The sequence below is a fragment of the Brevundimonas aurifodinae genome, from assembly GCF_040195595.1.
Taxonomy (GTDB): domain Bacteria; phylum Pseudomonadota; class Alphaproteobacteria; order Caulobacterales; family Caulobacteraceae; genus Brevundimonas; species Brevundimonas aurifodinae.
Genome location: NZ_JBEGDD010000006.1, coordinates 152959 through 174271, shown reverse-complemented (window position 1 = coordinate 174271; position 21313 = coordinate 152959). Strand labels below are relative to the sequence as shown.

Here is a 21313-nt window from a genome sequence, read left to right as displayed (position 1 = left end):
ATCAGGCCGCCTTCACGGGCGCGACGGCGAGCACCGGCATGTCCAGCGTGCGGCCGACCATGCCGGGCGTCGACAGGCCACGTCGGGTGAAGACCCGCAGAAGGCCGACGCACAGGGCGGTGAAGCCGGCGAACAGGATGACCAGCGCCATCAGGGGCATCTTCAGACTGGTGCCCCGTGTCGGCGCCACGGCGCGCTCGATCACCCGGACGTTGTCGGCCCCGGCGCGGACCAGGCCGTTGTCGGCGCGGCTCTGGGTCTCGCGCTGCTGGAACTCGCGGATCGAGGCGGTCAGGACGTCGCGGTTCGAGGCCAGGGTGGCGTTCTCGGATTCCTGACGGGTCATCCGGGCCTGACGGTCCAGGATCTCGGCCAGCTGTCGGTTCACCGAGGCCAGGCGCGCCGACAGTGAATCGCGTTCGGCCTGGGTGGTGATGCGGGTGGTCTCCAGCTCGGTCCAGATCGGATTGGGCCCCAGGCGCACCTCCTTGGCCCCCACGGTCGTGCCGGTGGCGACATAGGCCTGCAAGCCCGCGATCCGCGCCTCGATATCCCGGACCGGCTGGCTGTCGGGCTGATAGCGGGCCAGCAACTGCTCTCGCTCGGTCCGAAGCGTCAGGATCTGGTCCTGGGCCGAAACGTTCAGGTCCTGCTGCAAGGCGATCTCGGCGGGCACCCGGTCCAGCTGGGCCTCTATCGTGACGAGGCGTCGCGCGGCCTGGTTCAGCTGGTTCTCGACCGAGAATTTTTCGGTCAGGGTAGTCTGATAGACGGCCGCCAGCGCCGTCTTGGTCGCGGCGAAGTCACCGATGTCGTTGGACGTCAGAAACGCCTCATAGGTCCGGTCGACCTCGCTCAACTCGTCCTCGAACGCCCGGCGCTGGCTGGCGATGGCGGAGGTGGAGCGATCCTGGAACACCTCGCGCCGATAGATCAGATACTGGTCGATGATGGCGTTCAAGACGCGAGCCGACTGTTCGGCGCTGTCGCTCTCGAAGCCGAGCCCGATGGTCGATCCTTGTGGCGTCGTGGAAATGGACAGGTTGTCGTTGATGAACTTGATCGCGTCGCCTTCCTGCTTCTCGACGGGATCGGTCGAGACCTTGCCGGGCTTCTGGAAGAACGGCAGGCCCAGAGCCCGCACGGCGCGCAGCTTCACCTCGCGGCTGCCGATGATGTTGGCCTCTGTCTGGGCCACTTCGCCCGGCGCCGGCGGCTGGGACTGGCGGTCGGTCAGACCACCGACGCGCGGCTGATAGACATATTCCTGGCCCGCCCCGACGAACAGGCTGGCCCCGGCGGTATAGGTCTTCTTCAGCGTCAGGACGGCCGCCGCCCCGATGGCCAGGACCACCAGAAAAACCAGCACCATCACCCACAGCTCGCGAAACAGCAGGCCGACGACGTCCCCGAACCCGTAGCGCGGGCGGGCCGAGACGTAGGCTGTGGCCGTCGAACGCATGAACAGGGCGAATCCGTGGGAAGGTGAACCTTTCCGATCCTTCGCCGGTCGGCGTTAACCACTGATTACCCATGATCGGCGAGCTTCGCTCCATGATCGATCGGCGAGGGATTCTTTGGGGCGTTCTGGGCGCGGCAATCGCGGCCTCGACGGCCGGTTGCGCCTCGGGCCAGGGCCGCACGCCCAACCGGGTGCAGCGGGGCGGCTTCTCCGACATCGCCTTCGCCGACTGGACCGACGCCGAGCCGGAATATCTGCTTTATCCCGGCGACGAGATCGAGATCGCCTTGCCGACCGCCACCGAACTGACGCGGACGCTGAGGGTGGGGCCCGACGGCCGGGTCGCCCTGCCGCTGATCGGTCAGGCCATGGCGGCGGACCGGACGCTGTCGGAGCTGGAATACACCCTGTCGGAGGCCTATGCGGCCGAACTTGTGCGGCCGGTGGTCGAGGTAACGCTGAAGCAGGCGGGGCCGATCCGGGTCTGGGTGGCGGGAGAGGTCCGCACGCCCGGCGTCTATGACATGAACGGAGACATCGACGCCTATCAGGCGGTGGTCCAGGCGGGCGACTTCCTGGCGACCGCCAGGCCGCAGGAGGTGGCGCTGATCCGGCGCGGGCCCGGCGGTGTCCGAATGATGCGGGTGGTGGACTTGAGGCCCCGTCGCGGCGAGGTCGTGGCGCTGAGGCGTGGCGACATCCTGTTCGCGCCGCGCTCGACGCTGGGGGAACTGGCCAACTTTTTCACCCAGATCCGCAACGCCCTTCCGATCGGGTTCAACTATTCGATCAACGGGCAGTTTCAGCAGTTTTGAGTGGCGCTACCGCTCGCCGCGCGGCGGCTCGCTGCTTGAGCGCAGTGTTTGGGGCGCTACCGCTCGCGACGCGGTCGCTCGCTGCTTGAGGCCGGGCCCCCTCCCCACCCCCGTCATCCTCGGACTTGATCCGAGGATCGGGCTGTCGGCGCGTGCATCCTAGGAGCGAGGCGGAAATCTCCGTGCATGCCTTCAGCACGGGGTGGGCGGAACATCTGATCCTCGGGTCGAGCCCGAAGATGACGAAACGAGGGGTTACGCCGCCAGCTTGACCACGCCGGCGTCGATGTAGCGGCGGGCGGCGCGCTGGGCCTCGGCGATCTCGTCGCGTTCCATCTCTTCGGACATCTCGCGGCGATAGACCCGGGCCTCGATCGAGCCCTTCATGGACGCGAGGTTGAAGATCATGTGGGCCGAGACCCGGTCCATCGGACAGCCGCCCGAGCCCGAGGAATACATCATCCCAAGCCGGAACAGGGCGTCGCCGTCCATGTCGGGCGTGGGCAGAGGCAGCGGGGCCGCCTCGACTTCGTTGGTCGCGTCCGGCGCGGTTTCTTGCGCGTTCATTACCGTATCCTTGCGATGGTCGGACCTTTCTGGCCCGCCTTTCGATACGCGATCAAATACCCCCGGTTTGAAGTTAAAGTTAACAGCGCCCGGAGGGACAAAGTCTTTTCAGTAAAGGCAAAATGAATACTCCGCAGGAGATTCAGACCTGCGAAATACACTGTAAACGCCTGATTCAGCTTTGGCGGGCGCGTTGCCCGAACAGCAGCTTCCGGGCCTCCTCCGCCGCCTTGCCGGAGGCTGCGAGGTTGCGGCGCATTTCGTCGCCGACCGCCCTGCCCTTCACCACCGCCGGACGGGCCCCCACCCGCTCCATCCAGGCCTTCAGATGGGGGAAGTCACCCAGGTCCTGACCCTGGTGCTCCGGCAGGATCCAGGGCCAGGCGGCCATATCGGCGATGGAATACTCGCCAGCCAGGAAGTCGCGGTCGGCCAGCCGCCGGTCCAGCACGCCGTACAGCCGGTTGGTCTCGTCGGTGTAGCGCCGCACGCCGTAGGCGATCTGGCGCTGGTCCTTGATCAGGGCCGGCGCGTACTGCCGGAAATGGTGGGTCTGGCCCGCCATGGGTCCGAGCCCGCCGACCTGCCAGAACAGCCACTGGTCCACCTCGGCGCGGGCGCGGACGTCGGTCGGATAGAAGCGGCCTGACTTGTTGGCGAGATACTGCAGGATCGCCCCACTCTCGAAGATCGACAGGGGCTCGCCGTCCGGGCCGTCCGGATCGACGATGGCGGGCATCCGGCCGTTCGGGCTGATGACCTGGAAGTCAGAGTTAAACTGCTCGCCCCGGCCGATGTTCACCGGCTTGACCACATAGGGCAGGCCCATCTCCTCCAGCGCGATCGAGACCTTCCACCCGTTGGGCGTGGGCCAGTACCAGAGTTCGATGGGGGCGATCATGGGCGGGAACTCCGGCGTGCGAGGGTACGGGAACTGATCTGGGCGGCGGGTGCCCCGCCCGCAAGACGTCGTTCAGACACCGTTCATGCGTCGGACCCGAGCGTGCCCTCGAGCCGCCGACCTTTCGGCGTGCGGGGAAGACGAGAATGAAATCCATGCTGACGGCGTTCGCCGCCCTGGCCGCCCTGGCCCTCCCAGCCGGAGCCCCGACTTTCGCAATGGCTCAGGAGCTGACCATGGAGGCCACTTCAGACAGCCCGTCCAGAGCGGCCGAGCCGACCCCCCTGATCCAGCAGGCCTCCGTCCAAGAGCGACGCGGGGGTGGTGAACGACGCGGCGGCGGCGAACGGGGCGGTGGTCGCAATCGCGAAGGCGGCGGCGAAGCCCGAGGTGATCGGGGCCGGGGCGGTGATCGCGGTCGTGGCGGTGAGGCTCGCGGAGGCGGCGATCGCGGAGGCGAGAGCGGCTGGAACCGGGGCGGCGGTCAGGATCGCGGCGACGCGCGACGCGACCGGGGCGAGCGTCGAGGCGGCGGCGGGAGCGGCTGGACCCAACCCACGACGCCGACGGTTCCGGCTGTCACGCCCCCTGTGCCCGGTCAGGACGGTCGCGGCGGATGGAACCGGGGTGGGGACGGTCGCCGTGACGGCGGCGGCCGCGACCGGGATCGCCGGGGCGAGCAGGATCAGAACCGTGACCGCGATCGCGACCGCAGGGATGGCGACCGTGACCGCCGCGACCGTGACGACCGCAACCGCGGCGGCTGGACCGGCGGCAACTGGAACGGCGGCGGCCAGGATCGCGGGGGCTGGGAGCGGGACCGCAACGGCGGTGGTCGCGGCTGGTCGAACGACCGCAACGGGCGGCGCGACTACAACGGTTTCCGCAACCGCTGGAACCAGGACAGCTGGCGGCGCGACTGGAGCCGCAACCGGGGCTATGACTGGTGGCGCGACGACCGGGGCTTCCGGGGTTACACCGGCTTCCGATCCGGCTTCTATTTCGCCCCGAACCACGGCTATTACTCGGTGCCGAGGAACTACTGGGGCCAACGGTGGTACGCGGGCGACTATCTGCCGTCGGTCTTCTGGCGCTATCGGCTGGACGACTGGCGCACCTTTGGCCTTGGCTTCCCGCCGCCGGGAACCCAGTGGGTGGCGGTCGACAACCACATCTATCTGATCGACGCCTACGACGGCTACATAATCGAGGTCATCTTTGACGCGTGGCGCTGGTAGACCTCGGGCGCTGGTAGACCTCGGGCGCTGACAGGGCCGGCCGAAGCCGGGATCAGCCGCAGTCGACGCTGCGGATGATCCCGGTGGCTTCCTCGAAGCGGATGTTCAACCGGTCCGGGCGGTAGTCGCGCGTGGTCGGACAGGTCGTGCAGACGATCCGCACCGGCTTGTCGGCCGGAAAGGTGACCGCGCCGACGTGGCTGCCGATCAGGCTGGCAGCTGCGGCCGCATCGCACTGATGCGGGCCCGGCCCCGGCGCGGGCACCGGTTCGGGGGCCATCGCGCAGCCGGACAGCAGGGCGGCCACGCCGCCGATCGTCACCATCATCCGCATCGAACCTGCTCCACGATTTCGGTCTCGGCGTTGTAGAAGATGTTCAGCCGGTAGGGCGAGAAGTCCATCGTCACCGGGCAGGTGGTGCAGACCACGCGACGATTGACGACCTCGACGGGAACCGGGATTTCGTTCCGGTGACGTCCGACCAGATATTGCAGGTCGCGCGCCTTGCACAGGTCCTGCTCCCCTTCGGGCATGCGGCTGCCGACCGGGGGATTCCGCTCGGCCTGTTCGACCACCGCGGGAGCGGGCGCATCGGCGACATCCGGGGTCGATGAGCAGGCGGCGAGAAACAGGCTCGCCAAAAGTGGGGCCGCGATCAGGCCGCCTTTTCCCACCGACCCTCGTCCGACTGCTTCCAGTAGGCGAGGTTCGCCCCGGCCTCCTTCAGCGCCTTCCAGCGACCGCGCGCGGTCGTCAGGGCCGCGTCGTCCCGTCCGTCGAAGATGATGAAGCACCGCTCGAACTCCTCTTTCAGGCTCATGTCTGATCCATCGACGATGAACAGCGCCTGAGACCGGTTCAGGTTCGCCGCGTCCGCCGTCAACAGGATCGGTTGACGCTCCGCATGGGCTTCGTCGGCCAGGCCGTGCGCCAGGAACGCCTCCGCGCGCCAGCTCCACAGCCGCTCGTCGATGTCGCGCCTCCGGTTGTCGTCGGAGACACGCACCCGCGCGCGCCACCCACGCTGAAGCGTTCGATCCAGAAGCTCGGGCAGCACCTGGTCCAGCGTCGACCGTTCCAGGTGATAGAACCAGACCTCGCCGGACGTCTCGGCCACGATCAGCCCTCGTAGGTGTCTGCCACCATCCGGTCCAGCAGACGGACTCCCCAGCCCACCGGGCCGTCCGGGACCGTCGGCCGCGTGGACTTGTTGACCCAGGCGGTGGGGGCGATGTCGATGTGGGCCCAAGGGACGCCGTTGGTGAAGCGCTGCAGGAACAAGCCCGCCGTGATCGATCCACCGTCGCGACCGGCCGAGTTCTTCACGTCGGCGTTCACGCTGTCCATGATCTTGTCGTACTGGGGCGGCAGCGGCATGCGCCACACGTTCTCGCCGACCTTCGGGCTGGCCGCCAGGATGGCGTTCGCCAGATCGTCGTCATTGGCGAAGACCCCGGCGTAGTCGAGGCCCAGCGCCACGATCATGGCCCCGGTCAGGGTCGCCAGATCGACCATGAACTTCGGCTTGAAGCGGTCCTGCGTGTACCAAAGCGCGTCGGCCAGGACGAGGCGACCCTCGGCGTCGGTGTTGATGACCTCGACGGTCTGGCCCGACATGGACTTGACGATGTCGCCCGGGCGCTGGGCGTTGCCGTCGGGCATGTTCTCGACAAGACCCAGCACGCCCACGGCGTTGACCCTGGCCTTGCGACCCGCCAGCGCATGCATCAGCCCGGCGACGGCCGCGGCACCCCCCATGTCCCAGATCATGTCCTCCATGCCCTGTGCGGGCTTGATGGAAATGCCGCCGGTGTCGAAGCAGACGCCCTTGCCGACGAAGGCGATGGGCTGATCACCCGGCTTGCCGCCGTTCCACTGAATGACGGCCAACTGGCTTTCGCGCACCGAGCCCTGGCCGACGCCCAGGAGGACGTGCATGCCCAGGCCCTCCATCTCCTTTTCGCCCAGGATCTCGACGGTCAGGCCGAGGCGTTCCAGCTCCTTGACCCGGCGGGCGAACTCGGCCGGATACAGGACGTTGGCGGGCTCGGCGACCAGATCGCGCGAAAAATAGACTGCGTCGGCGACGGCGTTCAGCGGCTCCAGCGCGGCCTCCGCGGCCGCCGGGTCCTTGGTGACGATGTGGACGGTCTTGATCGACGGGATCTTGTCCGGCTTTTCCTTGGTCCGGTATTTGTCGAACCGATAGGCAGCCAGACGAACCGCGAAGGCCGCCCGCGCGGCCTGTTCGGCCGACAGGTGCGCCAGGTCAATGGTCAGCGCTTCCAGCCCCGACAGCTTGACCGCGTGATAGGCCGCCCCGACGGCGGTCTCCAGCGCCAGGTCGTCGAACTTGGCCGCGTCTCCCGCCCCGCTCAGCACCACCAGATCGGCCGTCAGGCCGGAGGGGGCGGCCACGACGGTGGTCGAGTTGGTGCCGCCGGTGAAGCGGCTGGTGCCCATGGCCCTGGTCAGTCCGCCGGAGGTCGCCGCGTCGTGGTCGCCTCCCGCACCGGCCAGAACGCGGCCGTCATGAACCAGAATGGCGAGAGCACCCGAGCGGTGGGCGTCGGCGACGAAATCGATCTGCATGGGAAAAAGCGGACTCCAGCCGGGTGTGGCCCGGTCGTTGATACTGTGAAGCTTAGCTATAGCCGCCATTGTCGGCGGCTGGCCAGCGCGTGTATTAGATGCGCCGCCACGTCCGCGCCCGCAACCGGGTGATTTCCATCGCCCGCATGACCCTGATTCAGCGCTACCTTTTCCGCCAGATCACGCTGCCCGTCCTGGGCGCGTGCGGATCGCTGGCTGGAATCGGCATCCTCAGCCAGAGCCTGGATCAGCTGGAGGTCATCGTCGAACGCGGCCAGAGCGTCTGGGTGATGCTGAAGCTGACCCTGCTGGCGGTGCCGCAGTTGTTCGCGGTGATCCTGCCGATCGGCCTGTTCGTCGGCGCCCTGATCGCCCTGACCCGGCTTCAGCGCGAGCAGGAACTGACCGCCGCCTATGCCAGCGGCATGACGCGTTGGCGCATGATCGAACCGGCCGCGCGCCTGGCCGCCGCCGTGGCCCTGGTGATGCTTGTCACCAATGTGGTGGTCCAGCCCTGGGCCCAGAGAGCGTCGCGCGAGCAGGCCTTCGAGATTCGCACCGACCTGGCCGCCCTGCTGGTCGAGGAGGGGCGCTTCGTCCAGGGCCCGAACGGGCTGACGGTCTATGTCCAGGAGATTCAGCAGAACGGCCTGCTGAAGAACCTGTTCATCCACATCCAGGACGGTGAAGAGGTCACGACCTGGGACGCGTCCGAAGCGCGTTTCGGCCGGGTCGATGGCCAACCGGTGCTGACCATGCGCGCGGGGTCGTGGCAGCAGTACAGCTCGGCCGGTGTGCTGCAGCAACTGTCGTTCGACGGCTACGTTTTTCCTCTGGGACAGTATGTGACCGACACCGAGGCAGTCCGCTACAAACCGGCCGACCTGTGGATGGGTCAACTGTTCTCGCCGACGCCGCAACTAATCGAGACCGCCGGATCGCGGGGCGAGCTGCTGGCCGAGGCCCATGCTCGCCTGTCCTCGCCGCTCTATGCGCTCACCGCCATGGCCATGGCGGTGACGGCGATCCTTGGCGGAGCGTTCAGCCGGACGGGATACAGCGGCCGCATCGCCAGGGCCTCGGCCGCCTTCCTGCTGGTCCGGATCGTCGGCTACGCCGTGGTGGCGGCCAGCGCCTGGAACGGCTGGCTGAACGTGTTCCAGTACATCCTCCCGATCGCCGCGACCGCCCTGTCGCTGCGGCTGCTGTTCCGCGCCCTCAAGCCACGGCGAGCGAACAGTTGGTCGCTGTCGTCGTTGAAGGCTCGGTTCGCATGACCGCGCTCGGGTCATTCGCCGCCGCGCCCCGGCATGTGTTGAGCGCCCTGCGGCTGGGTCGGATCGAACGCTATGTGCTGGTCCAGCTGGCCCGATCCCTGGCGGTGGCGCTCGGGGTGATCTCCGCCCTGGTGATGCTGATCGACTTCGTGGAGATCTCGCGCGGCCTGGGCTCGGACACCGATCTTTCGGCGTTCCGCATTCTGGGCCTGATGCTCGTCAAGAGCCCGGCGGTCATCGTTCAGCTGCTGCCGTTCGTCTTCCTGTTCGGCACCTTGTCCGCCTTCGTCAGCATGAACCGTCGCTCGGAGCTGGTGGCCATGCGGGCGGCGGGGGTCTCGGCCTGGCGTTTCGTACTGCCGGCGGCCGGCGCGGCCCTGGTCGCCGGGGTCCTGACGGTGACGGTGTTCGGCCCCCTCGCGGCCTCGGGCGACGGCCTGTTCCAGCGCGAGCGCCAGCGCATCTCGGGCTCCGTCATGAGCGGCGACGAACAGCAACAGGCGATCTGGCTGCGCGAGGGCGAGGGCCAGCGCCAGATGGTCATCCGCGCCGGGCGGCAGGACCGCGCCAACGCCCGGCTGCTGGACGTGACCTTCTTCATCTACACCACCGACCCCAACGGCCGGCGGGCCTTCACGGAGCGGATCGACGCCCCGGCCGCCAGCCTGTCGGCCGGACGTTGGCGCCTCTACGACGCAGTGGGTGCCCAGACCGGCCAGCGCGCGATGCGCTATGCCACCCTGGACCTGCCCTCGGCCCTGGCGGACGAAGAGGCCTTCGAGCGGTTCGCCCGGCCGCAATCGACGCCCTTCTGGTCCCTGCCCGGCCAGATCCGGCGGATCGAGGACGCGGGATTTTCGTCGACCGCCTATCAGCTGCGATTCCAGCAGTTGCTGTCCACGCCTCTCACCTTCGCGGCCATGACCATCCTCGCGGCGGCGTTCTCGCTGCGGCTGATGCGACTGGGCGATCTGGCGCGGATGGCGGTCTCGGCGGTGGTCCTCGGGTTCGCCTTCTTCTTTCTGAACCAGTTCTCGGCCGCAATGGGATCGGCGGAGGTCGTGCCGCCGGTGGTCGCCGCCTGGCTGCCGGCGATCCTCACGGCGCTCGCCGCCTTCACCTTGCTGTTCTATACCGAAGACGGCTAAGCCCGGCCCCGGCGGGGGCCATCAGGAGCGGTATCCATTTCCATGCGGTCCGGCGGTTCCGTCTCTGGCAAAAGCGTCCTGCGCGCCCGGCTGCTGGCCGGGGCGGCCGTGCTGGCCTGTCTGCCCGCCGTCGCGGTGGCGCAGACCGCCCCGCCGCGCGCGCCAGACATCCGTCCCGCCCCCGACGGGTTGGCCCCCGACGCGATCTACATCGAGGCCGACCGCGCGGGACGCAGCGGCGACGTCATTTCAGCCACCGGCGAGAGCGAGCGTGTCTTCGCGCGCTACCAGGGCAACACCCTCCTGGGCCGCAGCCTGACCTTCGACATCGGCCAGGGGATCGGCACGGCGGACGGCGAGGTCGAGTTGACCGATCCAGAGGGCAACCGGGTGTTCGCCAGCCATCTGGAACTGGACGAGGACCTGCGTGCCGGGGTGGCGGTGGACTTCGCTACGCGCCTGACCAACGGGGCCAGCCTGATGGCCGCGACGGCGGTGCGGCGCAGCGAGAACGTCAACGAACTGAACTACGCCATCTTCACCCCCTGCCCGATCTGCGACGCCGAGGGAAACCCCAAGGAACCCAGCCTGTCGATCCAGGCCGAGAAGGTCGTTCAAGACGAGGAGTTGCGGGCGATTCTGTATCGCAACGCCGTGTTCAAGCTGGGCGGCGTGCCGGTGTTCTGGCTGCCCGCTTTCGCGCACCCGGATCCGACGGTCGAACGGGCCTCGGGCTTCCTGGTCCCGACGGTGAATTACGACGACGGGCGGGGCCTGTCGTTGGAGACGCCGTATCTGCACGTCGTCTCCCCATCCGAGGACTGGCTGATCAGTCCGCAGTTCAACACCCGCGTCGAACCGTTCCTGAACCTGCAGTGGCGCCGGCGGTTCGCGGACGGGACAATCGTCCTGCGCGGTGGCGGGACCTATGCCCGCAACTTCGGCGACTTCGACCTGGACGGTGACGGCGACGCCGAGTCAAACGTCGACTTCGGCGACAGGACCAGCCGCAGCTATTTCCTCGGCTATGGCCGATTCGATCCGGCGGGACCCTGGCGCTGGGGCTTCACCGCCGAACGCACGTCGGACAAGACCCTGTTCGACCGCTACGACGTCCAGGACCGCTATCAGGACAATGGCCTGTACTATGGCGATCAGCGTCGGCTGATCAGCCAGCTCTATGCCGAGCGCCAGACCGAGCGGTCCTATCTGTCCGTCGCCGCCTTCTCGATCCAGTCGCTGAGGGTGTCGCGGTTCGATCCGGTGACGCCCGCGTTGAACGTGTTCGAGGACGACGACACCCTGCCGCTGGTGGCCCCCCTGATCGACGCCCGATGGGAGCCGAACACGGCTGTGCTGGGCGGGCGGCTGCGTCTGCGCGGATCGGCGGTGTCGCTGTATCGCGAACGCTATTTCGGCAGCCCGGTCCTGCGGCCCGAGGTGATTCCGCCCGGGCCGACCGCCGGCCTGCCCGGCGTGGACAGCCGCCGGATCTCCGGACAGCTGGACTGGCGGCGCGCCTTCATCTCTCCGGCCGGCATCCGTTACGAGCCCTTCGTCGACGGACGGGTCGACGTCTATTCTGTCGACGACCTGCCGCCCATCCTGGGCCTCGAGAACGAGACGATCTCGCGCCAGCGCGCCACGGTGGGCCTGGACGTCAGCTATCCCCTGATCCGGAGGCTGGCGGACGGGGCCGACCTGATCGTCGAACCGATGGGTCAGCTGTCGCTCTCGACCGATCCGGACCTGGACCCGCGCATCCCCAACGAGGACGCCGAAACGATCGAGCTGGACGGATCGTCCCTGTTCCGTGTCGACCGCTTCCCGGGTCACGACCTGCTGGAGGGAGGCGTGCGTCTGACGGCGGGGGTCCGCACGACCCTGCGCTGGGGCGAGAGCCGCAGCGCCAGCGTCTTCATCGGGCGAAGCGTGCGCGACGCCGAGCAGGACGGTTTCCGCGTGCCGATCCCGGATGATCCGACCCGTCTCTATGACCCGACCGGCCTGGCGGCACAGACCTCGGACTGGGTGGTCCAGGCGGAGTTCGAGCCGTCCGATCGCATCCGCGGCTGGGGCCACGCCACGATCGACGGATCGGGCGATCTGCGACGCGCGGAGACCGCAGTCGACGGACGCTGGGGCCGCCGCAACCTGGCGACCGTCAGCTATATTCTGGATCGATCCAATCCCCTGGATGGCCCGCTGAACCGGAACTACGAGTTCGTCCAGGTCGCGGCCCAGCAGTTCGTCTATGGCAACTGGGGCATCACGGTCGCGGGCATCGCCGACCTGGAGCGCGACCTGATCACCCGGTCCGAGGTCGGCCTGCTGTTCGACGACGACTGTTTCCGCATTGAGGTGGGCTATCGGCGTGACAACACCCGGGTCCGACCGACCGGACCGTCCGACGGCGTCTTCTTCCGTCTAAACCTCGCCACTTTTGGAGGGTCAGGCTATGGATCGAATGGCCTGCGTTAGGCATGAGGCGTGAAGGCGTGCGCCTGACCGGTGAGCAACCGGTCCGCGAGGCTTCGAAGGAACCAGGACTGACCATGGGTTTGATGCGTTTTACGACCGGGGTCGCGATGGCCGCGCTGGTCGCCGGCTCTGCGGTGGCCCAATCGACGACGGGCGGAGTCGCGCCCGCGCAGGCGGCCGGCACATTGGACCCTGCCGCGGAGCAGGCCCCCGTCGCCCCGACTGCGCCGGCGCCCGAGTTCCGGCTGGCGGACGGGATCGTCGCCACCGTCAACGACCAGATCATCACCGGCTTCGATCTGCGGCAGCGCATGCTGACCGTCATCGCCATGAGCCAGGTCCAGCCGACCGAGGAGAACATTCCCGCGATCCAGCAGCAGGCGTTGCAGGCTTTGATCGAAGAGCGGCTACAAGCCCAGGAGATCGCCAACTTCGAGCAGCTGATCATCACCGACGAAGAGGTGAACCAGGAGATCGCGGCCATGGCGCAGGACGCCGGGACGACGGTCGAACAATACGTCGGCTTCCTGGCCCAGGGCGGCATTCGCCCGGATCAGCTGCGCGAGCAGCTGCGGACCGAGATCGGCTGGCGACAGCTGGTGGGTGGCCGCTTCAACAGCCGCGCGCGGGTCAGCCGCGCCCAGGTCGAGCAGAACCTGCGTCAGCTGTCCGAGGCCGCGTCCAAGCCCCAGTATCTGATCGGCGAGATCTACATCGAGGCCGCCCGCGTCGGGGGCCAGCAGGCCGCCTTGAACGGGGCCGAACAACTGGTCGCCCAGATGGTCCAGGGCGCGCCGTTCCAGGCGGTGGCGCGACAGTTCTCGGCCGCCCCGTCCGCCGCACGCGGCGGCGACGCGGGCTGGATCGTTCAGGGCACCGTCCAGCCCGCGCTGCAGGCCGCGCTCGACAGCCTGGACACGGGCCAGCTGTCGCGTCCGATCCCTGTCGAGGGTGGCGTCTACATCATCTACATGCGCGACAAGCGCGCGGGCGCGGCGACCAGCCTGGTCGCCCTGAAGCAGGCCATGATCGAACTGCCGGAAACCGCCGCCGAGGCCGACGTGGCGGCGGCCACCCAGCGACTGACGGCCCTGCAGCCCAGCCTGACGTGCGATAACCTGATCCAGCGGACGTCGTCGGAAGCCGGTCTTCTCGGCTCGGATCTTGGCGAGGCCGATGTGGCGAACCTCGCGCCCCAGTTCCAGCAGGTCGCGCGGTCGGCCGAAGTCGGCACCATCTCGAGCCCGATCCGCACGCCGCTGGGCCTGCACCTGGTGGCGGTCTGCGGACGCCGCGTCGGCGGCGCAGAGGTGCCGACCTATAACGAAGTCGAAGCGCGGTTGCGGAACCAGAACCTGGCCATGCTGGCCCGTCGCTATCTGCGCGACCTTCGCGCCGACGCCCTGATCGAACTGAAGTAGGTCGTGTCGCGGGCCCCTCTGGTCCTGAGCCTGGGCGAACCCGCCGGGATCGGACCCGAGGTCGTCGCCAAGGCCTGGACCGCGCTGAGGTCCGAAGCTCCGTTCTTCGTCGTGGGCGACGCCTGGCTGTTGGCGGCCCAAGGCATCGCTGTGTCGGAGATCGACCATCCATCCGAAGCGGCCACGAGCTTCGGCAGAGCTCTGCCCGTGCTGCATCATCCCGCGCCGGCGCCCGTCACGGCGGGAACGCCGGATGTCCGCAATGCCGGTGTCGTCGCCGACTGGATCGAGAAATCGGTAGCCCTGTGCCTGTCAGGAGACGCGTCCGGCCTGGTGACGGCCCCGATCGCCAAGGCTCCGCTCTATGCCGCCGGCTTCCGCTTCCCCGGCCATACCGAGTTCATCGCCGAACTGACGGCCGACGCGCCGCTCGATGGGACGCGGGGTCCGGTCATGATGCTGACCGCCCGGGATCTGCGGGCCTGTCTGGTCACCATCCATCTCCCGCTGGACCAGGTGCCGGAGATGGTCACGGCCGAACGGGTCAAGCGAACGGCGCGCGTCGTCCACGAGGCCATGAGACGCGACTTCGGCATCGCCCGTCCCCGCCTGGCGATGGCCGCCCTCAATCCACATGCCGGCGAAAACGGCGCGCTGGGCCTGCAGGAGATCGAGGTGCTACGGCCCGCCGCCGAGGCCCTGCGCGCCGAGGGCATCGCCATCACCGACCCTCTGCCGGCCGACACGATGTTCCATGACGAGGCGCGCGCCACCTACGACGCGGCGATCTGCCTGTATCACGACCAGGCCCTGATCCCGGTCAAGACACTGGACTTCTGGGGCGGGGTGAACGCCACCCTGGGACTGCCGATCGTGCGCACCTCGCCCGACCACGGCACGGGTTTCGAGATCGCGGGCAAGGGCGTGGCCCGCCCCGACAGCCTGATCGCCGCGATCTGTCTGGCGTCCGAGATGGCGGCGGCGCGCGCCAGCCGCTAACAGGGCGCGGTGACCGACCTCCCGACCTTGCGCGAATCCCTGGAAGCCCACGGCCTGTTGGCCAGGAAGAGCTTCGGCCAGCATTTCCTGCTGGACCTGAACGTGACGCGAAAGATCGTGCGGTTGGCAGGCCCGTTCGAGGGCCGCGCCGTCATCGAGGTCGGCCCCGGCCCTGGCGGCCTGACCCGCGCCCTGCTGGAAAGCGATCTGGGTCGGCTGGTCCTGGTCGAGAAGGACCCCCGCTTCCTGCCCCTGCTGTCCGAGCTCGACGACGGCGACGGACGGCTGGCGATCGTCGAGGGCGACGCGCTGAAGGTCCGCGAGGCCGATCTGGTCGAGGGCCCGGCGCATCTTGTGTCCAACCTGCCCTACAACGTCGGCACGCCCCTGCTGATCAAATGGCTGACGGGGCCGTGGACGCCCCTGTCCCTGACGCTGATGTTCCAGAAGGAGGTCGCGGACAGGATCGTGGCCGCGCCGGGTGACGAGGCCTATGGCCGCCTCGCCGTGATCTCCCAGGCGACGGCCAGCGCCAGGATCGTGATGCATCTGCCCGCCGCCGCCTTCACTCCGCCGCCAAAGGTGGCCTCGGCCGTCGTGCACCTGATTCCCCGCCCGGACCGTCCGCCGCCCGAGCTGCAAAAGCGTCTGGAGCGGGTCACCGCCGCCGCCTTCGGCCAGCGTCGCAAGATGCTCCGCTCGAGTCTGAAACCATTGGGCGGCGGAGCCCTGTGCGAGGCCGCCGGGATCGACCCCGACGCGCGGGCCGAGACGATCGACATCGGGGGGTTCCTGAGGCTGGCCGCGACACTGGGGATGTGAGTCCCGACCGCTTCTATGCCGATCGGCAAGAAACTGTCATCGGCGGCGACTAGCCCTCGGACACCCGTAGAGTGGAGTTTCTCATGCTGATGCGCGCCGTCCTGACCACCGCCCTCGTCGGGCTCTCGGGCCATGCCTCCGTCGCCCAAGAGCCGCCCCAGGCCGCCGACAGCTATTTCGTCGAGGCGCGGGCCGACCTGGAGGCCCGCTTGCGGACCCAGCCGGTCACCGGACCGGCGCGAAACATCATCCTGTTCATCGGCGACGGCATGGGCGTCAGCACCCTGACGGCCGCGCGCATCCATCAGGGCCAGGGGGCCGGACGCGACGGCGAATCGACCTGGACCGCCATGGACCGCCTGCCCTACTCGGCCCTGGTGCGGACCTATTCGCACGACGCCCAGGTTTCGGACTCCGCGCCGACGGCGACGGCCATGGTCGCAGGCGTGAAGACCCGCAACGACATCATCGGCCTGGACCAGACCGTCGCGCTCAATGACTGCGAAGGATCGAGAGGCCGCGAGGTGGTGTCGATCTTCGCCCAGGCCGAGGCGGCGGGTCTTCGAACCGGCGTCGTCTCGACGGCGCGCATCACACACGCGACGCCAGCCGCGGCCTTCGCCCATATCGCCAATCGCGACTGGGAGAACAGCAGCGAACTGCCGGCCGAGGCCAGGGCGGCCGGGTGCATCGACATCGCCCGTCAGATGGTCGAGTGGCCGCACGGCGATGGCCTGGACGTCATTCTGGGCGGCGGCCGCGCGCAGTTTCTGCCCGACACGGCATACGACCCGGAGGATTTGCAGAGCCGGGGCCTGAGGGACGACGGTCGCGACCTGACACAGGAATGGCGAGCCCGCCATCCGCAGGGTCGCTATATCTGGAACGCTGGCCAGTTCGCCGAGTTGGCCACGGCGCGTCCCGTGCTGGGCCTGTTCGAGCGCGATCACATGGAGTTCGAGGCGCTGCGCGATCAGGACTCCGCAGGCGAGCCCTCGCTGACGGAGATGACGCTCAAGGCCATCGATCTTCTCGATGGCGACGACGGCTATGTGCTCATGGTCGAAGCGGGCCGGATCGATCACGCCCACCATCTGGGCGGTGCTGCCCTGGCGCTCAGCGAGACCGTTGAGCTCGACCGCGCCGTCGCGGCCGTGATGGCGCGGGTCGATCTGTCGGACACCTTGGTGATCGTCACGGCCGATCACAGCCACAACTTCACCATGGCCGGCTATCCGCAGCGCGGGAATCCGATCCTGGGCCTGGTGGTGGACGTCGATGGACGTCAGGCCCAGGCCCGCGACGGCCACCCCTACACGACCCTCGGATACGCCAACGGCCCGGGCGCCGTCATCGGAGCCCGTCCCGATCCCGGCGCCTCGGACACGACGTCGCTGGAGTACCGACAACAGTCCTTGGTGCCTCTCGGCTCGGCAAGCCATGGCGGCGAGGATGTCGCGGTGCGCGCGGCCGGGCCCTGGGCCCATCTGTTCCAGGGCACGATCGAGCAGCATCTGATCTATCATGTGATGGCCTGGGCCATGCAGCAGCCCCCTTCGAATGACGAACAGCCGAACGACTGACGGCGACCTGCGGCGCTGGAACCGGTGGCTTCCAACCGCGCCTTGATCCAGATTGCCAATGTCTCCGGCAGGAGGGACGTAACGGGGGGCGGACATGAGCGACGACAAGAAGAAGATCCCGGCCGAAGCCGTGGACCTCTACACCCGCTTCATCCATGGCGAGATCGATCGCCGCGCCTTCGCCCGGGGCGTCAGCCGCTATGCCGTCGCGGGCCTGACCGCCTCGGTCATCGTCGAAGCCCTGATGCCCAACTATGCGCTGGGCCAGCAGGTGGCGCGCGAGGACGAACGCATCCGCGCCTCCTACGTCACCGTGCCGTCACCGGACGGATATGGCTTCATCCGGGGCTATCTGGTCCGGCCGTTCAGCGCGGACTCGCGCAGCGCCGAGCCCGCCCGCCTGCCCGGCGTCGTCGTGATCCACGAGAACCGGGGGCTGAACCCGCACACCGAGGACGTGGCGCGCCGCTTCGCCCTGGCGAACTTCATGGCCTTCGCGCCCGACACCCTGACCAGCGTCGGCGGCTATCCGGGCGACGACTATCAGGGTGGCCAGTTGTTCGCCTCGCTGGACCGGAACAAGATGACGCAAGATCTGATCGCGGCGGCGCGCTGGCTGAAGGCGCGGCCGGACTGCAACGGGCGGATCGCGGCGACCGGCTTCTGCTTCGGCGGGGCCCAGTCCAACCTGCTCGCCGGCATGATGGGGACCGAGCTCGCCGCCGCCGCGCCCTTCTACGGCGGGGCCACGCCGCCGGAGCTGGTGCCCGCCATCCGCGCCGCCATCCTGATCCACCACGGGGCGCTGGATACGCGCCTGGCCGAGGCCTATCCGGCCCAGATTGCCGAGCTCGAGCGGCACGGCGTGACGCACGAGGGTCACCTGTGGCCCGCATCGGTCCATGGCTTCTTCAATGACGCGACGCCGGAACGCTACAACCCGACCACCGCCGCCCAGGCCTGGGACCGGACGCTGGCGTGGTTCAACATGCACACGCGCAACAGGATTACGGCTTGAGGCGGACAGGCCAGGTGCCGGGCTCGAGCCTGATCGTCAGAGCCTTTGTCAGAGGCCGGCGATATCCCGGATGCGTGTGGCGGCGTCGATCGGATCGCAGGACTCGGTGTCAATCCTGAGGTCGGGAGCCGGCATGGCCGCCATGCTGGCGTCGAAGCTCTCCCGCAGCTCACGCAGAAGATCCCGTGATACCAGCTTGCCGAATTTCGCTCGGCCCGGATCGCCGATCCGTCGCTCCTGCGCGGCGGCGGACACATCGAGGGCGACCATGAACAGGGAGCCGTCATGGCCCTCGACGATCTCGCGCACCTGATCGGGAAAGCCCGGCGAGACCGTCGGCTCCGGCTGGAAAGTGAAGATCAGCGAACGGTCGGCCTTGGCCGCTTCGGCGAACGTCTGGACCCAGAAGCTCTCGCGCAGACGGATGAACGGGTCGGTTCCGAACGGAAAGACAGCGGTGACGGCATCGACCACCAGGTGGTTGTGAAACAGGGGCAGTCCCGTCAGCCGAGCCAGTTCGCGGCCGACAGTGAACTTGCCCGCCGCGGCGGTGCCATGGATGAAGATCAAACGCATGCCGCGACGATAGCCGGCCCGCCTCTCGTCTTCCAGCCCGCCCACCGCTAGACAGCCGGGCATGACCACCGCCATCGAGCCCTTCCGCGCCATCGTCATCAGCCGCCTGGCCCACGCCCTGAAGGCGGAGGGACGCAGCGTTATCCACATGGAGTTCGGCCAACCCTCGACCGGAGCCCCTCCCCGCGCGATCGCACAGGCGCAGCGGGTGCTGGGTCAAGACGGCATGGGCTATTGGGAAAGCGCGCCGCTGAAGGCGCGGATCGCGCGGCTGTATCAGGATCGCTACGGCGTCGAGGTCACCCCCGACCGGCTGCTGCTGACGTGCGGCGCCTCACCGGCCCTGGTGCTGGCCCTGTCGTCGCGGTTCCAGCCCGGCGACCGGATCGCCATGGCCCGGCCCGGCTACGTCGCCTATCGCAACGTCGTGAAGGGGCTGAACATGCAGGCGGTCGAGATCGCCTGCGGACCGGCCGAGCACTATCAGCTGACGGCGGCGGCGATCGAGGCGCTGGACCCCGCCCCGGCCGGGCTGATCGTCGCCAGCCCCGCCAACCCCACCGGATCGGTCATCGCCGACGAGGAACTGGCCCGCATCGCCGATATATGCCGTATACGGAATATTCAGATCATCTCGGACGAGATCTATCACGGCCTCAGCTATATCGGGCCCCAGCCGACGATGCTGGCGCACGCGCCGGACGCCATGGTCATCAACAGCTTCTCGAAATACTGGAGCATGGCGGGGTGGCGGCTGGGCTGGCTGCTGGTGCCCGGCCACCACATCGAGACGGCCAGGGCCTATATCGGCAACCTGTTTCTGACCCCGCCGTCGCTGAGCCAGCACGCGGGCCTGGTGGCCATGGACGAGGATGAGGTGCTCGAGGGCCATATCGCCGTCTATCGCGCCAACCGCGAGCGGATGCTGGCGGCCATGCCGCGCCTGGGGCTGAAGACCATCGCCCCGCCCGACGGCGCCTTCTACATCTGGGCCGACATCGGCCATCTGACCGACGACAGCGTTGGCTTCTGCGAGGCCCTGCTGAGGGACACGGGCGTCGCCACGGCCCCCGGCGTCGACTTCGACCCCGTCGAGGGCCACCGCTTCATGCGCTTCAGCTTCGCCGTCTCGACGCCCGAGATCGAGGAGGCGCTTCGCCGGATGGAACCCTGGTTCGCGGCCAGACCGCCCCTCTGATCGGTTCCTCCGGAGATGCGTTGGTCACGCATCGCTTATGGAGAGACCGTCGTGACCTATCCTCGCTTCGCTCTGATGATCGCCACCTCCACGGTGGTGATGTTCGGGCTGATGTACCTGAACACCTATGCCATGGACCACGTCTGGTTCAGCCAGACGCGCGCCTGGATGGCCCTGCTGATGGGGGCGGTGATGGCCCTGATCATGATGGGTTACATGTTCTCGATGTACCCGAATCGCCGCGCGAACATCGCCATTCTGGCCGCCGCCACCGTGGTGTTCGCCGGTTCGCTGACGTTGGTGCGCAGCCAGCGAACGGTCGACGACGTCTCATACATGAAGGCCATGATCCCTCATCATTCGATCGCGGTGATGACCTCGCGTCGCGCCCAGATCCGGGATCCGCGCGTCAGGGACCTGGCCGATCGGATCATCGACGCCCAGATTCGCGAGATCGCCGAAATGGAGACCCTGATCGCCGAGCTCTCGAGCGAGCCGGTGCCCTCCGGCTCGCAGACCCTGCCGCCGGCCGATTCATCATCCGGCGCGCCATCGGTCGAGACCCGGCTGAGTTAGACGTCTTCCGACAGCAGCCCTTCGCGATAGGCCTCGACCCAGGTATTCCTGAACCGGCGGCTGCGCTCGGCATGATAAATGTGCGCCAGCTCGGCATAGGACCGGTCGAAGTCGTCGTTGACGAAGACATAGTCGAACTCCGCGCAGTGCTCGATCTCGCCCTTGGCGTTCTTGATGCGCCGCTCGATGACCTCGTCGGCGTCCTGCGACCGGGTCACCAGGCGGCGGCGCAACTCCTCCAGGCTGGGCGGCAGGATGAAGACGCGCACGGCGTCGCCCGGGCATTTCTCGGCGATCTGGCGGGCCCCTTGCCAGTCGATGTCGAACAGGACGTCCCTACCCTCGGACAAGGCCTTGTCGACCGGCGCGCGGGGGCTGCCATAGCGATTGCCGTGGACGTCGGCCCATTCCAGGAAGGCGTCGGCGTCGATGCCGCGCTGAAACGCGGCATGGTCGACGAAATGATAGTCACGGCCGGCCACCTCGCCCGGGCGGATATCGCGCGTGGTCATCGAGACGGACAGTTCCAGACCCCCGTGGTCGGCCATCAGGCGGCGGCACAGGCTGGTCTTGCCGGCGCCGGACGGGCTGGCGACGATCAGGAGGACGCCCCGGCGGGGCGTGCGGTCATTGGACAT

21 protein-coding genes are annotated in these 21313 nt (G+C 68.2%); 12 read left to right on the top strand and 9 right to left on the bottom strand.

Annotated elements, in window-relative coordinates; translation table 11 throughout:
• Window position 1: 1 nt before the first annotated feature.
• Window positions 2-1462, bottom strand: coding sequence for a GumC family protein (locus tag ABN401_RS09035; protein WP_349684509.1), 1461 nt, complete (start codon window positions 1460-1462; stop codon window positions 2-4).
• A gap of 71 nt (window positions 1463-1533) precedes the next feature.
• On the opposite strand from ABN401_RS09035, the gene ABN401_RS09030 reads away from it, so the two are divergent.
• Window positions 1534-2277 carry a polysaccharide biosynthesis/export family protein gene (locus ABN401_RS09030; protein WP_349684508.1) on the top strand — a complete coding sequence of 248 codons (744 nt, stop codon included), beginning with the start codon at window positions 1534-1536 and terminating at the stop codon, window positions 2275-2277.
• Window positions 2278-2532: 255 nt separating this feature from the next.
• Here the strand turns inward: ABN401_RS09030 and ABN401_RS09025 are convergent, their stop codons facing one another.
• Both ABN401_RS09025 and ABN401_RS09020 read right to left on the bottom strand, forming a co-directional pair.
• Window positions 2533-2844: a sel1 repeat family protein gene (locus ABN401_RS09025; RefSeq protein ID WP_349684507.1), complete on the bottom strand. Its 312-nt coding sequence runs from the start codon at window positions 2842-2844 to the stop codon at window positions 2533-2535.
• Between the two features lie 175 nt (window positions 2845-3019).
• Window positions 3020-3745 carry a glutathione S-transferase N-terminal domain-containing protein gene (locus tag ABN401_RS09020; protein WP_349684506.1) on the bottom strand — a complete coding sequence of 242 codons (726 nt, stop codon included), beginning with the start codon at window positions 3743-3745 and terminating at the stop codon, window positions 3020-3022.
• 146 nt (window positions 3746-3891) lie between these two features.
• Between ABN401_RS09020 and ABN401_RS09015 the strand changes: the two genes are divergently transcribed.
• The gene (locus ABN401_RS09015) at window positions 3892-4983 is read left to right on the top strand and encodes an RcnB family protein (RefSeq protein ID WP_349684505.1); all 1092 of its coding nucleotides are present in this window, start codon (window positions 3892-3894) and stop codon (window positions 4981-4983) included.
• A 52-nt stretch (window positions 4984-5035) separates the two neighbouring features.
• On the opposite strand, the gene ABN401_RS09010 is transcribed toward ABN401_RS09015, so the two are convergent.
• The 4 genes from ABN401_RS09010 to ABN401_RS08995 are packed head-to-tail and all read right to left on the bottom strand — an operon-like array spanning window position 5036 to window position 7576.
• Entirely contained in the window at window positions 5036-5317 is a 282-nt protein-coding gene (locus ABN401_RS09010) for a peptidase inhibitor I78 (RefSeq protein WP_349684504.1), read from the bottom strand.
• Complete coding sequence (locus ABN401_RS09005) at window positions 5308-5658, bottom strand: hypothetical protein (RefSeq protein ID WP_349684503.1); 351 nt, start codon at window positions 5656-5658, stop codon at window positions 5308-5310. The genes ABN401_RS09010 and ABN401_RS09005 overlap by 10 nt, the downstream gene beginning before the upstream one ends.
• Window positions 5640-6101 carry a DNA polymerase III subunit chi gene (locus ABN401_RS09000; protein WP_349684502.1) on the bottom strand — a complete coding sequence of 154 codons (462 nt, stop codon included), beginning with the start codon at window positions 6099-6101 and terminating at the stop codon, window positions 5640-5642. Before ABN401_RS09000 ends, ABN401_RS09005 begins: the two co-directional genes overlap by 19 nt.
• Window positions 6102-6103: 2 nt before the next feature.
• The gene (locus ABN401_RS08995) at window positions 6104-7576 is read right to left on the bottom strand and encodes a leucyl aminopeptidase (RefSeq protein ID WP_349684501.1); all 1473 of its coding nucleotides are present in this window, start codon (window positions 7574-7576) and stop codon (window positions 6104-6106) included.
• Between the two features lie 98 nt (window positions 7577-7674).
• Here ABN401_RS08995 and ABN401_RS08990 point away from each other — a divergent pair, with 98 nt between their 5' ends.
• The 8 genes from ABN401_RS08990 (at window position 7675) to ABN401_RS08955 (ending at window position 18325) form a co-directional block, all read left to right on the top strand.
• Window positions 7675-8853: an LptF/LptG family permease gene (locus tag ABN401_RS08990; protein WP_349684500.1), complete on the top strand. Its 1179-nt coding sequence runs from the start codon at window positions 7675-7677 to the stop codon at window positions 8851-8853.
• Window positions 8850-10001, top strand: coding sequence for an LPS export ABC transporter permease LptG (lptG, locus tag ABN401_RS08985; RefSeq protein ID WP_349684499.1), 1152 nt, complete (start codon window positions 8850-8852; stop codon window positions 9999-10001). The genes ABN401_RS08990 and lptG overlap by 4 nt, the downstream gene beginning before the upstream one ends.
• A 42-nt stretch (window positions 10002-10043) precedes the next feature.
• The gene (locus ABN401_RS08980; RefSeq protein ID WP_349684498.1) at window positions 10044-12482 is read left to right on the top strand and encodes an LPS-assembly protein LptD; all 2439 of its coding nucleotides are present in this window, start codon (window positions 10044-10046) and stop codon (window positions 12480-12482) included.
• 83 nt (window positions 12483-12565) lie between these two features.
• Window positions 12566-13903 carry a peptidylprolyl isomerase gene (locus tag ABN401_RS08975; protein ID WP_349684497.1) on the top strand — a complete coding sequence of 446 codons (1338 nt, stop codon included), beginning with the start codon at window positions 12566-12568 and terminating at the stop codon, window positions 13901-13903.
• Window positions 13904-13906: 3 nt separating this feature from the next.
• Window positions 13907-14902, top strand: coding sequence for a 4-hydroxythreonine-4-phosphate dehydrogenase PdxA (gene pdxA / locus ABN401_RS08970; protein ID WP_349684496.1), 996 nt, complete (start codon window positions 13907-13909; stop codon window positions 14900-14902).
• Window positions 14903-14911: 9 nt separating this feature from the next.
• Complete coding sequence (gene rsmA / locus ABN401_RS08965; RefSeq protein WP_349684495.1) at window positions 14912-15724, top strand: 16S rRNA (adenine(1518)-N(6)/adenine(1519)-N(6))-dimethyltransferase RsmA; 813 nt, start codon at window positions 14912-14914, stop codon at window positions 15722-15724.
• Between the two features lie 83 nt (window positions 15725-15807).
• The gene (locus tag ABN401_RS08960; RefSeq protein ID WP_349684494.1) at window positions 15808-17307 is read left to right on the top strand and encodes an alkaline phosphatase family protein; all 1500 of its coding nucleotides are present in this window, start codon (window positions 15808-15810) and stop codon (window positions 17305-17307) included.
• Between the two features lie 94 nt (window positions 17308-17401).
• The gene (locus ABN401_RS08955; RefSeq protein ID WP_349684493.1) at window positions 17402-18325 is read left to right on the top strand and encodes a dienelactone hydrolase family protein; all 924 of its coding nucleotides are present in this window, start codon (window positions 17402-17404) and stop codon (window positions 18323-18325) included.
• Window positions 18326-18373: 48 nt separating this feature from the next.
• On the opposite strand, the gene ABN401_RS08950 is transcribed toward ABN401_RS08955, so the two are convergent.
• A complete protein-coding gene (locus ABN401_RS08950) occupies window positions 18374-18976 on the bottom strand; it encodes a P-loop nucleotide/nucleoside kinase family protein (RefSeq protein WP_349684492.1) in 603 nt (200 codons plus the stop codon).
• Between ABN401_RS08950 and ABN401_RS08945 the strand changes: the two genes are divergently transcribed.
• Window positions 18963-20099: a pyridoxal phosphate-dependent aminotransferase gene (locus ABN401_RS08945; RefSeq protein WP_349684491.1), complete on the top strand. Its 1137-nt coding sequence runs from the start codon at window positions 18963-18965 to the stop codon at window positions 20097-20099. The genes ABN401_RS08950 and ABN401_RS08945 overlap by 14 nt on opposite strands.
• A gap of 51 nt (window positions 20100-20150) precedes the next feature.
• On the top strand, window positions 20151-20675 hold the full coding sequence (locus tag ABN401_RS08940; RefSeq protein ID WP_349684490.1) for a DUF305 domain-containing protein: 525 nt from the start codon (window positions 20151-20153) through the stop codon (window positions 20673-20675).
• Here ABN401_RS08940 and gmk read toward each other — a convergent pair.
• The gene (gene gmk, locus ABN401_RS08935) at window positions 20672-21313 is read right to left on the bottom strand and encodes a guanylate kinase (protein ID WP_349684489.1); all 642 of its coding nucleotides are present in this window, start codon (window positions 21311-21313) and stop codon (window positions 20672-20674) included. The genes ABN401_RS08940 and gmk overlap by 4 nt on opposite strands.

Coding starts and splice junctions, on each gene's coding strand:
- ABN401_RS09035 (WP_349684509.1), bottom strand. CDS start 1,462: ATGCGTTCGACGGCCACAGCCTACGTCTCGGCCCGCCCGCGCTACGGG.
- ABN401_RS09030 (WP_349684508.1), top strand. CDS start 1,534: ATGATCGGCGAGCTTCGCTCCATGATCGATCGGCGAGGGATTCTTTGG.
- ABN401_RS09025 (WP_349684507.1), bottom strand. CDS start 2,844: ATGAACGCGCAAGAAACCGCGCCGGACGCGACCAACGAAGTCGAGGCG.
- ABN401_RS09020 (WP_349684506.1), bottom strand. CDS start 3,745: ATGATCGCCCCCATCGAACTCTGGTACTGGCCCACGCCCAACGGGTGG.
- ABN401_RS09015 (WP_349684505.1), top strand. CDS start 3,892: ATGAAATCCATGCTGACGGCGTTCGCCGCCCTGGCCGCCCTGGCCCTC.
- ABN401_RS09010 (WP_349684504.1), bottom strand. CDS start 5,317: ATGCGGATGATGGTGACGATCGGCGGCGTGGCCGCCCTGCTGTCCGGC.
- ABN401_RS08995 (WP_349684501.1), bottom strand. CDS start 7,576: ATGCAGATCGATTTCGTCGCCGACGCCCACCGCTCGGGTGCTCTCGCC.
- ABN401_RS08990 (WP_349684500.1), top strand. CDS start 7,675: ATGCGCCGCCACGTCCGCGCCCGCAACCGGGTGATTTCCATCGCCCGC.
- lptG (WP_349684499.1), top strand. CDS start 8,850: ATGACCGCGCTCGGGTCATTCGCCGCCGCGCCCCGGCATGTGTTGAGC.
- ABN401_RS08980 (WP_349684498.1), top strand. CDS start 10,044: ATGCGGTCCGGCGGTTCCGTCTCTGGCAAAAGCGTCCTGCGCGCCCGG.
- ABN401_RS08975 (WP_349684497.1), top strand. CDS start 12,566: ATGCGTTTTACGACCGGGGTCGCGATGGCCGCGCTGGTCGCCGGCTCT.
- ABN401_RS08960 (WP_349684494.1), top strand. CDS start 15,808: ATGCTGATGCGCGCCGTCCTGACCACCGCCCTCGTCGGGCTCTCGGGC.
- ABN401_RS08955 (WP_349684493.1), top strand. CDS start 17,402: ATGAGCGACGACAAGAAGAAGATCCCGGCCGAAGCCGTGGACCTCTAC.
- ABN401_RS08945 (WP_349684491.1), top strand. CDS start 18,963: ATGACCACCGCCATCGAGCCCTTCCGCGCCATCGTCATCAGCCGCCTG.
- ABN401_RS08950 (WP_349684492.1), bottom strand. CDS start 18,976: ATGGCGGTGGTCATGCCCGGCTGTCTAGCGGTGGGCGGGCTGGAAGAC.
- gmk (WP_349684489.1), bottom strand. CDS start 21,313: ATGTCCAATGACCGCACGCCCCGCCGGGGCGTCCTCCTGATCGTCGCC.